Origin of the sequence: Streptomyces barringtoniae (genome assembly GCF_020819595.1) — a bacterium.
Lineage (GTDB): Bacteria > Actinomycetota > Actinomycetes > Streptomycetales > Streptomycetaceae > Streptomyces > Streptomyces barringtoniae.
This window is the reverse complement of the sequence record NZ_JAJHNP010000023.1, coordinates 93797-107203: the sequence shown is the minus strand read 5'-3', so window position 1 is coordinate 107203 and position 13407 is coordinate 93797. Positions and strand designations below refer to the sequence as shown.

General features: G+C 70.9%; 12 protein-coding genes and 1 riboswitch. Of the genes, 4 read left to right on the top strand and 8 right to left on the bottom strand.

All coding sequences use genetic code 11. From position 1 onward, the window contains the following. Positions 1-9: 9 nt before the first annotated feature. From LMU33_RS33300 to LMU33_RS33290, 3 genes are all read right to left on the bottom strand, one after another. A complete protein-coding gene (locus LMU33_RS33300; protein WP_228624507.1) occupies positions 10-1134 on the bottom strand; it encodes an NADH:flavin oxidoreductase in 1125 nt (374 codons plus the stop codon). 140 nt (positions 1135-1274) lie between these two features. After that, positions 1275-3008: a transglycosylase domain-containing protein gene (locus LMU33_RS33295; RefSeq protein WP_228624506.1), complete on the bottom strand. Its 1734-nt coding sequence runs from the start codon at positions 3006-3008 to the stop codon at positions 1275-1277. Next, complete coding sequence (locus tag LMU33_RS33290; protein ID WP_228624505.1) at positions 3005-4069, bottom strand: sigma factor-like helix-turn-helix DNA-binding protein; 1065 nt, start codon at positions 4067-4069, stop codon at positions 3005-3007. The genes LMU33_RS33295 and LMU33_RS33290 overlap by 4 nt, the downstream gene beginning before the upstream one ends. A 168-nt stretch (positions 4070-4237) precedes the next feature. On the opposite strand from LMU33_RS33290, the gene LMU33_RS33285 reads away from it, so the two are divergent. Together LMU33_RS33285 and LMU33_RS33280 are read left to right on the top strand one after the other, a co-directional pair. Beyond that, positions 4238-4753 (top strand): SigE family RNA polymerase sigma factor, encoded by a 516-nt coding sequence (locus tag LMU33_RS33285; protein ID WP_228624504.1) that lies wholly within the window; start codon positions 4238-4240, stop codon positions 4751-4753. Continuing rightward, on the top strand, positions 4743-5387 hold the full coding sequence (locus LMU33_RS33280; RefSeq protein WP_228624503.1) for a hypothetical protein: 645 nt from the start codon (positions 4743-4745) through the stop codon (positions 5385-5387). Before LMU33_RS33285 ends, LMU33_RS33280 begins: the two co-directional genes overlap by 11 nt. Before the next feature lie 90 nt (positions 5388-5477). On the opposite strand, the gene groL is transcribed toward LMU33_RS33280, so the two are convergent. The 4 genes from groL to thrC form a co-directional block, all read right to left on the bottom strand. Continuing rightward, positions 5478-7100, bottom strand: a complete 1623-nt coding sequence (gene groL, locus LMU33_RS33275) for a chaperonin GroEL (protein WP_228624502.1) — start codon at positions 7098-7100, stop codon at positions 5478-5480. A gap of 325 nt (positions 7101-7425) precedes the next feature. Further along, positions 7426-7632 carry a cold-shock protein gene (locus LMU33_RS33270; protein ID WP_019057200.1) on the bottom strand — a complete coding sequence of 69 codons (207 nt, stop codon included), beginning with the start codon at positions 7630-7632 and terminating at the stop codon, positions 7426-7428. A 432-nt stretch (positions 7633-8064) separates the two neighbouring features. After that, complete coding sequence (locus LMU33_RS33265) at positions 8065-8340, bottom strand: MoaD/ThiS family protein (protein WP_004000249.1); 276 nt, start codon at positions 8338-8340, stop codon at positions 8065-8067. A 113-nt stretch (positions 8341-8453) separates the two neighbouring features. Then, positions 8454-9737 (bottom strand): threonine synthase, encoded by a 1284-nt coding sequence (gene thrC / locus LMU33_RS33260; protein WP_228624501.1) that lies wholly within the window; start codon positions 9735-9737, stop codon positions 8454-8456. Positions 9738-9754: 17 nt separating this feature from the next. After that, positions 9755-9893, bottom strand: a riboswitch (SAM riboswitch). Between the two features lie 161 nt (positions 9894-10054). Here thrC and LMU33_RS33255 point away from each other — a divergent pair. Together LMU33_RS33255 and LMU33_RS33250 are read left to right on the top strand one after the other, a co-directional pair. Then, positions 10055-10999 (top strand): glucosyl-3-phosphoglycerate synthase, encoded by a 945-nt coding sequence (locus tag LMU33_RS33255; protein WP_228624500.1) that lies wholly within the window; start codon positions 10055-10057, stop codon positions 10997-10999. An 82-nt stretch (positions 11000-11081) separates the two neighbouring features. Then, positions 11082-12530, top strand: coding sequence for an alpha,alpha-trehalose-phosphate synthase (UDP-forming) (locus LMU33_RS33250; protein WP_228624499.1), 1449 nt, complete (start codon positions 11082-11084; stop codon positions 12528-12530). Here the strand turns inward: LMU33_RS33250 and otsB are convergent. Next, positions 12518-13351 carry a trehalose-phosphatase gene (otsB, locus tag LMU33_RS33245; protein ID WP_228624498.1) on the bottom strand — a complete coding sequence of 278 codons (834 nt, stop codon included), beginning with the start codon at positions 13349-13351 and terminating at the stop codon, positions 12518-12520. The genes LMU33_RS33250 and otsB overlap by 13 nt on opposite strands. Between the last annotated feature and the right edge of the window lie 56 nt (positions 13352-13407).

Here is a 13407-nt window from a genome sequence, read left to right as displayed (position 1 = left end):
GCGGGGGGCTCAGCTGAGCGTCTTCAGGGACGCCGCGTCGTACGGCTTCAGCTCGTCGAAGCGGTCGGCGAGCACCTTGGCCGCCCACTCCGGGTCCTGGAGCAGCGCGCGGCCCACGGCGACCATGTCGAACTCGTCGGCCTCCAGGCGGTCGAGGAGGTTGTCGATGCCCTTGACCTCGGAGCCCTGGCCCTGGAAGGCGCCCAGGAACTCGCCGTCGAGGCCGACCGAGCCGACGGTGATGACCTGCTTGCCGGTGAGCTTCTTGGTCCAGCCGGCCAGGTTCAGGTCCGAACCGTCGAACTCCGGCAGCCAGTAGCGGCGGGTGGAGGCGTGGAAGACGTCGACGCCGGCCGCGGCGAGCGGCGTGAGGATCGCCTCCAGCTCCTCGGGGGTCTCGGCGAGCCGGGCGGTGTAGTCCTGCTGCTTCCACTGCGAGTAGCGGAAGATGATCGGGAACTCGGCCGAGACCGCCTCACGGACCGCGGCGACGATCTCCGCCGCGAACTGGGTGCGGGCCACCGGGTCGCCGCCGTAGGCGTCGGTACGGCGGTTGGTGCCCTCCCACAGGAACTGGTCGACGAGGTAGCCGTGGGCGCCGTGGATCTCCACACCGTCGAAGCCGATGCGCTCGGCATCCGCGGCGGCCTTGGCGAACGCGGCGACGACGTCGTCCAGGTCAGCCTGCGTCATCGCCTTGCCGGTGGGCTCGGCGTCCGCGGCGACCAGGCCGGAGGGGCCCATCGCGGGGGCGTCCGGGAAGGGGGCGTCGCCGTCCTTGCGGACCATGCCGATGTGCCACAGCTGCGGGACGATCGTGCCGCCCGCCGCGTGCACGTCCTCGGCGACCTTCGCCCAGCCCGCCAGCTGCTCCTCGCCGTGGAACCGGGGCACGCGCCCGCTGTTGCCGGCCGACTCGTGACCCACGTACGTGCCCTCGGTGACGATCAGGCCGACCCCGGCGGCGGCCCGGCGGGCGTAGTACGAGCGGACGTCCTCGCCGGGGACGCCGCCCGGGGAGAACATGCGGGTCATCGGCGCCATCACGATCCGGTTGGGAACGGTGAGACCGTTGAGCGCGATCGGGCGGGACAGGATCTGGGCCGCGCGGGAGGCGGGCGTCGTGACGGTCACGTGGGGGCTCCTCGTGGGTGGCGGGGTTAAACCGATCGGTATGTGAGCACGCATTGTTGCAGCTTCTTAAGTAATCACCTATGCGCTGCCCCACATTCCGCCCCACGGGAATCCTTTGCGTGGCGCCGCTCACACTCCGATCACCTCAAGCGACCCCAGAGCTGGGTCGCCGTCTGTTCCGTGAACCCTGTCGGTGAGGGATCCGCCGGCAGCTGCGCAGGCACCGTCGTGTCCTTCTTCTTGCCCGGCTTGTCGGCGAAGAGGGTGACGGTCAGGGTGAGCCGGGCGTCGTAGGCGACGGTCCACACCGTGCGACGGGTGATGCCGCCGCCCGCTCCCGCCGTGAACAGGCTCGCCGGAGGGCCTGCGACCGGGGTGGCCCCGGCACCGGCCTGGAGCGGCGTGGCCGCCGTGCGGGCCGCCTGCCCGGGCAGGACCCGGTGGCGGTCGGGATGCGCGGAGTAGACGGTGCGGCCGTCGCGGGTGATACGGGCGACGGTGTACGGCGCGGCGTACATGCCGTCGGCCGCGACCGCCGCGTACGCCGACGTGAGCCTCAGCGGAGTGGGCGCGGCCGTCTTCGGGAACCCGGTCAGCGGCGCCCCGAACGGCATCCTCTCCAGCGGCGTCATCACCGTACCCGCCTCCACCGCCCCGCTCACCGCGTCGTTGAAGGGTTGCCGGGCGTAGTCCGACCCCCCGTACAGCACCCGCACCGCACCGTCGCCGGGCTCCATGCCCACGACGGCGGTGTGCAGCCGTACCCCCTTGCCTGCCGTCTGCCCCTTGACCAGTTCCGCCGTGGAGACCTGCAGGGGGAGGTCGAAGGTGGTGCGCACGGTGTAGCCGCCGCGCGCCAGCTGGTCCTCGCTGATGCCGAGCCGGTCGGCGGCCTCTTTCGCCGCGACGTCGATCAGGTACTGCCGCTGCCCGTCGGTCGCCCCCGGCGGATAGAACCGGAACGCCGGGAAGCGGGCCCCGGAGCGCTGTTTCGCCGTGATGTCCCCGCTCGACGCCATCGCGTCCAGCACCCACTCCCAGCGCTTCTGGAGCGTCGCCGTGACCTTCGGGTCCGAGCCGGCCTTCTCGTAGTAGGAGGGGAGGTTGATGATGGCGGCCAGGGCCGCACCCTGGGAGACCGTGAGGTTCCTGGTGTCGACGTCGAAGTAGTTGCGCGCGGCCGACTGGATGCCGGCGGCGCCCCGGCCGAAGTACACGGTGTTGAGGTAGCCCTCCAGGATCTCGTCCTTGGAGCGCGTGCGGTCCAGCTTGACCGCGATCAGCGCCTCGCGCGCCTTGCGTGACAGGGTCTGCTCGGGGCTGAGCAGCGCGTTCTTGACGTACTGCTGGGTGATGGTGGAGCCGCCCTGCCGTTCGCCGCCGATCAGCGCCGCCGCGACGGCACGGACGAGGGCCTTCGGGGACACGCCGGAGTCGGTCCGGAAGGAACGGTTCTCTGCGGCGATCACCGCGTCCTGCACATACCGCGGGACCTGCGACAGCGGCACTTCCTGACGGTCGACCGGACCGCGGCGGCCCAGGTAGGCGCCCTTCTCGTCGAGGAAGACGGTGCTCTGGACGACCGTGTCTGGATGCGGCTCGGGAATGACGGTGAGCTTGTACGCCACGACGACCGCCCCGCACAGCAGGGCGAACAGGAGAAGGAAGGCGACCAGCAGGCGACGCGCGATACGGCCACGGTTGCGGCGCAGACGGACGCGGAACGGGACGCGCCGCGAACTCGCGCGTACGCGCGCCTTCTTGGGCGCCTTCTTGGGCGCCTTCTGCGGTTCCTCCTCGGGCCACTCCCTGGGCCCCTCCCTGGGCTCCTCCTCGGGCCTCTCCGTGGGTTCCTCCTTGAGCTCCGGGGTCATGCCGACCACCCCCCGCTCCGCAGCCGTGCCACGACGGCGCCCGCGGCGTCGTACACCCTGACGCCCTCACCGCCCCGGGTCTTCTCCATACCCTCGACGATGAGCGCCTTGGTGTCCTGTGCGGACAGCGACGTGGTCGCGTACCAGACCCCCCAGCCGGGACTGCCCGCCAGGGTGAGCACCTTGGCGGCGACCCGACGGTGACCGGTGCTCAGCTCGACGCGTCCCGGGTCCCCGGTGACGCCGTAGTACAGGCCGGACAGGAAGTACCTGCCCTCGACCGGCTCCGCCTGCAGGGACACCCCCGGCTCGTGGCGCGAGTAGGCGTCCAACCCGCGGAACTGGTCGGCCTGTTGCGGCGTCGACCAGTGGCTGCCGTCCGCGGTCAGCCACATCTCCACGCCGGGCGCCGCCTGCACCCGCTCCCCGGGCGCCACGATCCGTACGGAACCCACCGCCCGACTGCCCGCCGTACCGGACGACTCACCGTGGCCGCTCCCGGCGATCCGGCCGACGGCGAGGGAGCCCCCGGCCACCAGCACCACCGCGCAGGCACCGGCGGCCACCGCGGCCCGGCGCCGCCGCCTCGCCCGCCCCCGTGCGGTCACCGCGTCCAGCGGGAGCGGGCCGGGAACCACGTCAGCGGCCACGGCGGCGTAGGCCTCGCGCAGCCGCTGTTCGTCACCCCCGGCCGCCTTCGTCCCACGCCTGGCGACGTGGCGCACCGCGCCCTTGGAGATGCCGAGCAGCTGACCGATCTGCGCGTCCGGCAGCCCCTCGCCGTACCGCAGCACCAGCACGGCCCGCTGCCGGGCGGCACGGCCCACGAGCGGCCACGGCCGCCGCAGCCGGCTCCGCACGAGGTGACGCCGTACGTGGAAGTCGACGTCGTTGCGCGGAACGCGGCGCCAGCGCGCGTACACCCGTATCAGCGTCCTCCGCGCCAGTTCCTCCGCCTCGGGCAGGTCCTCGGTGAGCAACCGCGCGGTGACGAGGAGCCGGGGCCAGCAGGCGCGCGCGCAGGCGGCGAAGTCGTCATGGATCCGGGCACCCGTCCGCATCGTCTTCTCCTTCGGTCACGTGTGTTTCGATGTACGCCGCGCTCGCGGCCCACGGGACCTGTACGCACGGGCGGGACAGGCGGGTTGCACGGGAAACGCAAGACACAGAAAGACAGCAGAGAGACCCGGTAAGACTCAGCAAGACGCGGCAAGACTCCGGCGGAGGGCATGACCGAGGACGAGTTCGACGCTTTCTACGCGGCGGCCTTCCCCCGCCTGACCGGGCAGCTCTATGCCTTCACCGGAGACCACGGCGAGGCCCAGGACGTGGTGCAGGAGGCGTTCGTACGCGCCTGGGACCGGCGGAAGTCCTTCCTGGCCGACAGCGCCCCCGAGGCCTGGATCCGCACGGTCGCCGTACGGCTGGCGGTCAGCCGCTGGCGGCGCGCCAGGCGCTGGCTGGAACTGATGCGACGGCACACGCCGCCCGAGTCGACTCCCGGCCCCGGTCCCGAACACACCGCCCTGGTGGCCGCGTTGCGCCAATTGCCCCAGGCGCAGCGGTTGGCGATCGTCCTGCACCATCTGTGCGACTTGAGTGTCGAGCAGGTAGCCTCCGAGACCGGCGCGCCCGTGGGCACGGTCAAGGCCCGGCTGTCCCGGGGCCGGGCGGCACTGGCGAAGCAGCTGGGCACGGACGAGGCCGATGAGCCGGTACGGAAGGAGGGCGGCCGTGTCGGATGACCTCGTCCCGGACGACCTGACCACCGCACTCCGCGAGTTGGCGACGGCGAACGAGACCCCGCCGGCCCTCGGCGCTCCCGGGATCCGCCGCCGCGCCGTCCGCCGGGGCCGCCGCCGTCGCACGGTCCTCGTCCTCGGCGCGGGCGCCGCGGCCCTCGCCCTGGCGGCCTTCGCACTCGCGCTGAACCCGGGCGACGGCACTCCGGCCCACCGCCAGGCCCCGGCGGCCACCGCTCCCCGGCTCCCGGCGTCCCCCACTCCCACCCCCACCCCTCTCGCGACCCCGGTCACCGGCACGGTGGACTTCGAGAAGCGGGCCCTGACCGTCGACGGCCGGGTCATGCGCATCACCTCGGGCTACCCGACCCGCCCCTCCGCCGGCCTGCTGACCGTCGCCGCGAAACTCGACCTCACACGGGACACGGCCTACGGACTCACCAAGTCCGCCTGCAAGGTGGCCGAACCGTACGTGGTCGAGCTGCGCGGCACCGACAGGTCCAGCCTCTACGTCGGCTCACTCGCCTGCGGCCCCCGCGGCGCCTGGATCGGCCTCGACACGAAGAACGCCGTATGGCTCTACAACAGGCTGAGGCCGGGCGACACGCTGTCGGTGGCGGTCACACCGAGGACCTAGCCTTCGGCAAACGCCCGAGGGCGGCACCCCAGCCACAAGCTGGGAGTGCCGCCCTCGGTCCGAAGGACAGGCGATCAACCGTCAGGTCGATCAGAAGTCCATGTCACCGCCCGGCATGCCGCCGCCGGCCGGCGCGGCGGCCTTCTCCGGCTTGTCGGCGATGACGGCCTCGGTGGTGAGGAACAGCGCGGCGATGGAGGCGGCGTTCTGCAGCGCGGAACGGGTCACCTTCGCCGGGTCGATGATGCCCTCGGCGACCAGGTCGACGTACTCGCCGGTCGCGGCGTTCAGGCCGTGGCCCGGGGTCAGGTTGCGCACCTTCTCCACCACGACACCGCCCTCGAGGCCGGCGTTGACGGCGATCTGCTTCAGCGGGGCCTCGAGCGCGATGCGCACGGCGTTGGCGCCGGTCGCCTCGTCACCCTCGAGCTCCAGCTTCTCGAAGACCTGGGAGGCCTGCAGCAGGGCCACGCCACCACCGGCGACGATGCCCTCCTCGACGGCCGCCTTCGCGTTGCGGACGGCGTCCTCGATGCGGTGCTTGCGCTCCTTGAGCTCCACCTCGGTGGCTGCACCGGCCTTGATGACCGCGACACCGCCGGCGAGCTTCGCCAGGCGCTCCTGCAGCTTCTCGCGGTCGTAGTCCGAGTCGCTGTTCTCGATCTCGGCGCGGATCTGGTTCACGCGGCCGTTGACCTGCTCGGAGGAGCCGGCACCGTCGACGATGGTGGTCTCGTCCTTGGTGATGACGACCTTGCGGGCGCGGCCCAGGAGGTCCAGGGTCGCGTTCTCCAGCTTGAGGCCGACCTCCTCGGAGATGACCTCGCCGCCCGTGAGGATGGCGATGTCGCCGAGCATGGCCTTGCGGCGGTCGCCGAAGCCCGGGGCCTTGACGGCGACGGACTTGAAGGTGCCGCGGATCTTGTTGACGACCAGGGTCGACAGGGCCTCGCCCTCGACGTCCTCGGCGATGATCAGCAGCGGCTTGCCCGACTGCATGACCTTCTCGAGGAGCGGGAGCAGGTCCTTGACCGAGGAGATCTTGGAGTTGGCGATGAGGATGTACGGGTCCTCGAGCGACGCCTCCATGCGCTCCATGTCGGTCGCGAAGTAGGCGGAGATGTAGCCCTTGTCGAAGCGCATGCCCTCGGTGAGCTCGAGCTCCAGGCCGAAGGTGTTGCTCTCCTCGACGGTGATGACGCCTTCCTTGCCGACCTTGTCCATGGCCTCGGCGATCAGCTCGCCGATCTGGGTGTCGGCGGCGGAGATGGACGCGGTGGAGGCGATCTGCTCCTTGGTCTCGACGTCCTTCGCCTGCTCGAGGAGAGCGGCGGAGACGGCCTCGACGGCCTTCTCGATACCGCGCTTCAGGGCCATCGGGTTGGCGCCGGCGGCGACGTTGCGCAGGCCCTCCTTGACCAGGGCCTGGGCGAGCACGGTCGCGGTGGTCGTACCGTCACCGGCGACGTCGTCCGTCTTCTTGGCGACTTCCTTGACCAGCTCGGCGCCGATCTTCTCGTACGGGTCCTCGAGCTCGATCTCCTTGGCGATGGAGACACCATCGTTGGTGATCGTGGGGGCGCCCCACTTCTTCTCGAGGACGACGTTGCGGCCCTTGGGGCCGAGCGTCACCTTCACGGCGTCCGCGAGCTGGTTCATGCCGCGCTCGAGGCCGCGCCGCGCCTCCTCGTCGAACGCGATGATCTTGGCCATGTGAAGTGGTCCCTCCAGGACTGGGGGTGATTCCTTCGGACCGCGCCCGCGCCCGCGACGGACGGCTCGCCGGCCTCGTGGTTCCTTGCCCCACCCGGCCTGCGGGCCTCACCGACCCGGTCCTTCACTGTCACTCTCACCTTCAGAGTGCTAACGCCAATGATTAGCACTCGGCACCCCCGAGTGCAAGCGCCTCGGGCATGGCGGGGGAGCGCTCAGCCGCGCGCGAACAGGGGGCGCCGGGCATGACGAAGGGTCCGTACCCCAGGAGGTACGGACCCTTCGAAGATGAACAGAAGAACGTCGCTGTCTGCCGACGCGTGCTTCAGCTGGTCGCCAGCCGGACCATGTCCGCCTGCGGGCCCTTCTGACCCTGCGAGATCTCGAAGTCGACCCGCTGTCCCTCTTCCAGGGTGCGGTAACCGTCCATCTGGATCGCGCTGTAGTGGACGAAAACATCCGCACCACCGTCGACCGCGATGAAGCCGTACCCCTTCTCCGCGTTGAACCACTTGACGGTGCCCTGAGCCATGCCTAACTCCCCTATTACTGGCCCTTGCACAGATCCACACTTCGCGGACCCGGGTCAGACCTCACCCCCCATTGGTCGGGGGCGTGCGCCGGAACGCGTCGACCGCGGCTGAATGTATCTGTCCAACTGCCGTCTGCAACAGGTCAATCGGACGAGAATTCTGGACGGGAACGGTCCGGAATGTGATGAGAATTCACCCGACTTCAGGGCAAGTCGGGCCCCTCAGATCACCACAAAAGCCGCATAAGACGCGCCGACTTTGGCTACTTCTTGTCGGGCGTGCGGCATGAATACAAGGCTCCCGACCGGTCGGCCCCGGAGCGCGTTCCCCAACTCTACCGCGCTCAATCACACAGAATTGCCCCCTCCGCTTCTCTCGCGGAGGAGGCAATTCCATGAACAATGCGTAACTGACGTTACCTAAGGTAACGATCAGCCGCCGGCGACGGCCGGAATGATGGAGACTCCGGCGCCGTCCGGGGTGGCGGTCTCCAGGCCCTGCTCGAAGCGGACGTCGTCGTCGTTGACGTACACATTGACGAACCGGCGCAGCTTGCCCTGGTCGTCCAGGACGCGGGCGGCGATGCCGGTGTGGTTCTTCTCCAGGTCGGCGATGACCTCGGCGAGGGTCGCGCCCTCGGCGGCGACCTCGGCCTGCCCGCCCGTGTAGGTGCGCAGGATGGTCGGGATGCGGACAGTGACGCTCATGCTTGTGACCTCCGGTCAGGGTAGGCGCCCCCGGAAGGGGCGCGGGGCCGTGTTTCGTCTGCGGCTGCCGCCGCGTGGCGCGACCAGGCCCCGCGGCCCGCAGACGATAACGGCTACGCGAGTCCGGCCTCGTGGAACGAGTCGAGGTTGGGACGAATCGTCGCGGTCAGCCCCGTACCGGCCACCGCGTCGAGGGTCTTCAGGCCATCGCCGGTGTTGAGGACCACCGTGGTCTTCGTCGGGTCCAGGACGCCGTCCTTGACCAGCTTGCGGGTGACGCCGACGGTCACACCGCCCGCGGTCTCGGCGAAGATGCCCTCGGTGCGGGCCAGCAGCTTGATGGCGTCGACGACTTCCTCGTCCGTCACGTCCTCCACGGCACCGCCGGTGCGGCGCGCGATGTCCAGGACGTACGGCCCGTCGGCCGGGTTGCCGATGGCGAGGGACTTGGCGATGGTGTTCGGCTTCTGGGGCCGTACGACGTCGTGCCCGGCCTTGAAGGCGGTGGACACCGGCGAGCAGCCCTCGGCCTGCGCACCGAAGATCTTGTACGGCTTGTCCTCGACCAGACCGAGCTTGATCAGCTCCTGCAGTCCCTTGTCGATCTTCGTGAGCTGGGAGCCGGAGGCGATCGGGACCACGATCTGGTCGGGCAGCCGCCAGCCGAGCTGCTCGCAGATCTCGTACGCGAGGGTCTTGGAGCCCTCGGCGTAGTACGGCCGCAGGTTGACGTTGACGAAGCCCCAGCCCTCGCCGGCCGGGTCGCCGATCAGCTCGGAACAGAAGCGGTTCACGTCGTCGTAGTTGCCCTCGATGCCGACGAGGTCGCCGCCGTAGATCGCGGCCATGACGACCTTGCCCTGCTCCAGGTCGTGCGGGATGAACACGCAGGAGCGGAAGCCGGCCCGGGCCGCGGCCGCGCCGACGGCACCGGCGAGGTTGCCGGTGGAGGAGCAGGACAGGGTGGTGAAGCCGAAGGCGCGGGCGGCCTCCAGGGCCTGGGCCACCACGCGGTCCTTGAAGGAGTGGGTCGGGTTGCCGGAGTCGTCCTTGACGAACAGGCCGCCGGTGATGCCGAGTTCACGCGCGAGGTTGTCGGCCTTGACGAGCTTCGTCCAGCCCGGGTTCAGGTTCGGCTTGTCGGCGACGTCGGCCGGGACCGGCAGCAGCGGCGCGTACCGCCAGATGTTCGCGGGACCGGACTCGATACGGCGGCGCAGCTCTTCGGTGTCGTAGGCGGAGAAGTCGTAGGCGATCTCCAGCGGGCCGAAACACTCCTCGCAGGCGAACACCGGGCCGAGCGGGACGCGGTGGCCGCACTCGCGACAGCTCAGGGCCGCGGCGGGACCGAGGTCTACGGTGGAATCGGTGGAGCTTGCAACTGTCTGCACAGCCATGGAGGCGAGGCCCTTTCTCCTCATCTTCCTCACGACGCACCTCGCCGTGAGACGGATTTGGCACCTTCCCTAGCCGGGAGCCTCGCGGAGCGAGAACCGACTGGAGGGTTGCCGGGGCTTCATCGGGCCGTTTCCCTCTGCCCCTCTGGATGAGCGGTATGCGGTTGTGAACGCCCTCCGGCCCTCGACATGCGATGGTCATCGGCGTTGTTCAAGACTGTAACCGAAGGCCAGGACAGTTGAGATAGTCGTCCGAACCGCGAGATGGATCACACGGTGCAGCCCGTGCCATCACGAACAGTGAGGAGCCGCAGACCGTGCTGGAAGAAGTCGAGCGCTGGCTGGCCACCCGCTCCTGGTCCGTGGCCGATCGCCCGCTCCACCGGATCCTGGCCGCCAAGCAGCGCACCGGCCAGACGATCAGTGTCGTACTGCCCGCGCTCAACGAGGAGGAGACGGTCGGCGACATCGTCGCGATCATCCGCCACGACCTCGTGGAGCAGGTCCCCCTCGTCGACGAGATCGTGGTGGTCGACTCCGGCTCCACCGACCGCACCTCCGAGGTCGCCGCCGCCGCGGGCGCGCGGGTCGTTCACCGGGACGAGATCCTGCCCCGCGTCCCCGCCGTCCCCGGAAAGGGTGAGGTGCTGTGGCGCTCGCTCCTGGTCACCGACGGGGACATCGTCTGTTTCATCGACGCGGACCTGAGGGAGTTCTCCTCCGACTTCGTCTGCGGGATCGTCGGCCCGCTGCTCACCGAGCCCGGGGTGGACCTGGTCAAGGGCATGTACGACCGCCCGCTGGGCGGCGCCACCGGGCAGGGCGGCCGGGTCACCGAGCTGATGGCCCGCCCGCTGCTGAACATGCACTGGCCGCAGCTGGCCGGCTTCGTGCAGCCGCTCGGCGGCGAGTACGCGGCCCGGCGCTCGCTGCTGGAGCAGCTGCCGTTCCCCGTCGGGTACGGCGTGGAGCTGGGCATGCTGGTGGACGCCCTGCACCTGGTCGGCCTCGACGCACTGGCGCAGGTGGACGTGGGCGTGCGCAAGCACCGCCACCAGGACGGACAGGCGCTCGGCAGGATGGCGGCGGCGATCTACCGCACGGCCCAGCTCCGGCTGGCCCGCGGCCATCTGATCCGCCCCTCCCTCACCCAGTTCGAGCGGGGCGAGGACGGCTTCGAGCCGCGCACCTACTCGGTGGACACCGAGGAACGGCCGCCGATGGTGGAGATCGCGGAGTACGCCGAGCGCAGGGTGGCGTGAACCGGTCGCGGGGTCGTATACGGCGGCGTGCCGGGCGTGGCCGTACGTTTGAGCGTTTCCGGGCCGGGCTAGGTTGAGGACCATGGCTTCCACGCACGGTGCTGCCGAGAGAGCTCAGGTGCTGGTCGCGTCCAACCGCGGCCCGGTTTCGTACACGGTGGACGACGAGGAGGGGGCCGGCTCGCTGCGCGCCAAGCGGGGCGGCGGCGGGCTGGTCTCGGGGCTGTCGGCCATCGGGCCGGACGCGGACTCGCTGTGGGTGTGCGCGGCGCTCGGCGACGGCGACCGGGAGGCCGTACGGCGTGCGCGCGGCGGGCTGCTGCCGGTCGAGGACACCGGCGGGCAGCGGGTGCGGATGCTGGACATCGACGCGCAGGTGCACTCGGACGCCTACAACGGCATCGCCAACTCGGTGCTGTGGTTCGTGCACCACATGCTGTACCAGACCCCGCTGGAGCCGGTCTTCGACGCGGAGTTCCGGCGGCAGTGGTCGTCGTACGAGGCCTACAACCGCGCGTTCGCCGAGGCACTCGCCGAGGCGGCGGCCGAGGGGGCGGCGGTGCTGGTGCAGGACTACCACCTGTGCCTGGTGCCCGGCATGCTCCGCGCACTCCGCCCCGACCTGCGGATCGGCCACTTCTCGCACACGCCGTGGGCGCCCCCGGAGTACTTCCGGCTGCTGCCCGACGACATCGCCGCCGAGCTGCTGAACGGCATCCTGGGCGCGGACCGGGCGGCGTTCCTGACCAGGCGCTGGGCGGACGCGTTCACGGCGTGCTGCCACGCGGTGCTGGGACCCGGGGCCCCGGCCATGCGGGTCGGTGTGCACGGGCTCGGCGCGGACGCCGACTTCCTGCGCAAGCGGGCCCATGAGCCCGATGTGGACGAGCGGATGGCGGCGCTGCGCGCGGAGATCGGCGAAGGCCGCAGCACCATCGTGCGCGTCGACCGCACCGAGCTGTCCAAGAACATCGTGCGCGGCCTGCTGGCGTACCGGCAGCTGCTGGACGACCACCCCGAGTGGCGTGAACGGGTGGTGCACCTCGCGTTCGCGTACCCGTCGCGGCAGGACCTCGCCGTGTACCGGGACTACACGGCCGAGGTCCAGCGGGTGGCCGAGGAGATCAACTCGACCTTCGGTACGGCCGGTTGGACGCCGGTCGTCCTGCACGTCAAGGACGACTTCGCACGCTCCCTGGCCGCGTACCGGCTCGCCGACGTGGCGCTGGTCAACCCCATCCGGGACGGCATGAACCTGGTCGCCAAGGAGGTACCGGTCGTCTCCGACGAGGGCTGCGCGCTGGTGCTGTCGCGAGAGGCGGGAGCGTACGAGGAACTGGGCACCGACGCGCTCGTGGTGAACCCGTACGACATCGGGGGCACGGCCGACGCGTTGCACTCCGCGTTGAGCATGCCGGCGGACGAGCGGGCGGAGCGGTCCAAGCGGCTGGCGGCGGCCGCCACCGCGTTGCCGCCCGCCCGGTGGTTCCTTCAGCAGCTGGAGGCGCTGGAGGAGCTTCAGTCCAGCTGAGCGGCGAGGGTCCGCAGCAGGTGTACGACACCGGGCGGGCCGTCGACCACCACATCGGCTCGTTCCGCCAGCTCCGTGACCTCCGTGCTGCCGCTGCAGACCAGCAGGCCGGGGAGGCCCTCGGCGCGGAGTTCCTGCACGGCGGCGAAGGCGGGGAGGTCGCCGAGGTCGTCGCCGGCGTAGAGGACGGACTCGGCGCCGGTCCTGCGGACGTGGTCGGCGAGCGCCACGCCCTTGTCCATGCCCGGCGGGCGCAGTTCCAGGACCAGGCGGCCGGGTTCGACCACCAGGCCGTGGCGGGCGGCGAGGTCGGAGAGGGGGCCGCGCAGGGCCTCGAACGCGGCCTGCGGGTCGTCGGCGCGGCGGGTGTGCACCGCGACCGCCCGGCCCTTCTCCTCGATCCAGGTGCCGTGCCAGGCGCCGGCGCGGTCCAGCACGCCCGGCAGCTCGGCGCGGGCCGCGGCGACGCCGGGGTGCGGGGGCGGGGCGGTGACGGTGCCGGTGACCGCGTCCCAGCGTTCGGCGCCGTAGTGGCCGAGGACGGTCAGGTGCTCCAGGCCGGGGACACCGGCGAAGCCGCCGTAGCGGACCGCGACGCCGGCGGGGCGGCCGGTGATCACGGCGACGGAGGCGACCTTGGGAGCCAGGGCTGCGAGTGCGGGTACGGCCTCGGGGTGGGCGCGGGCCTGCTCGGGGTCGGCGACGATGGGGGCCAGGGTGCCGTCGAAGTCCAGACCGACAGTCGCGGCGCTCGGCTTGGCGAGGAACGCGGCCAGTCCGTCCCGGCCGGGCTGGGTCTGCGGGGTCGGCAGAGGGTCCATACAGCGACACTATCCAGCGCGGGCCCGGAACACTCCTGGTGCTTCGCCCCCGGCCC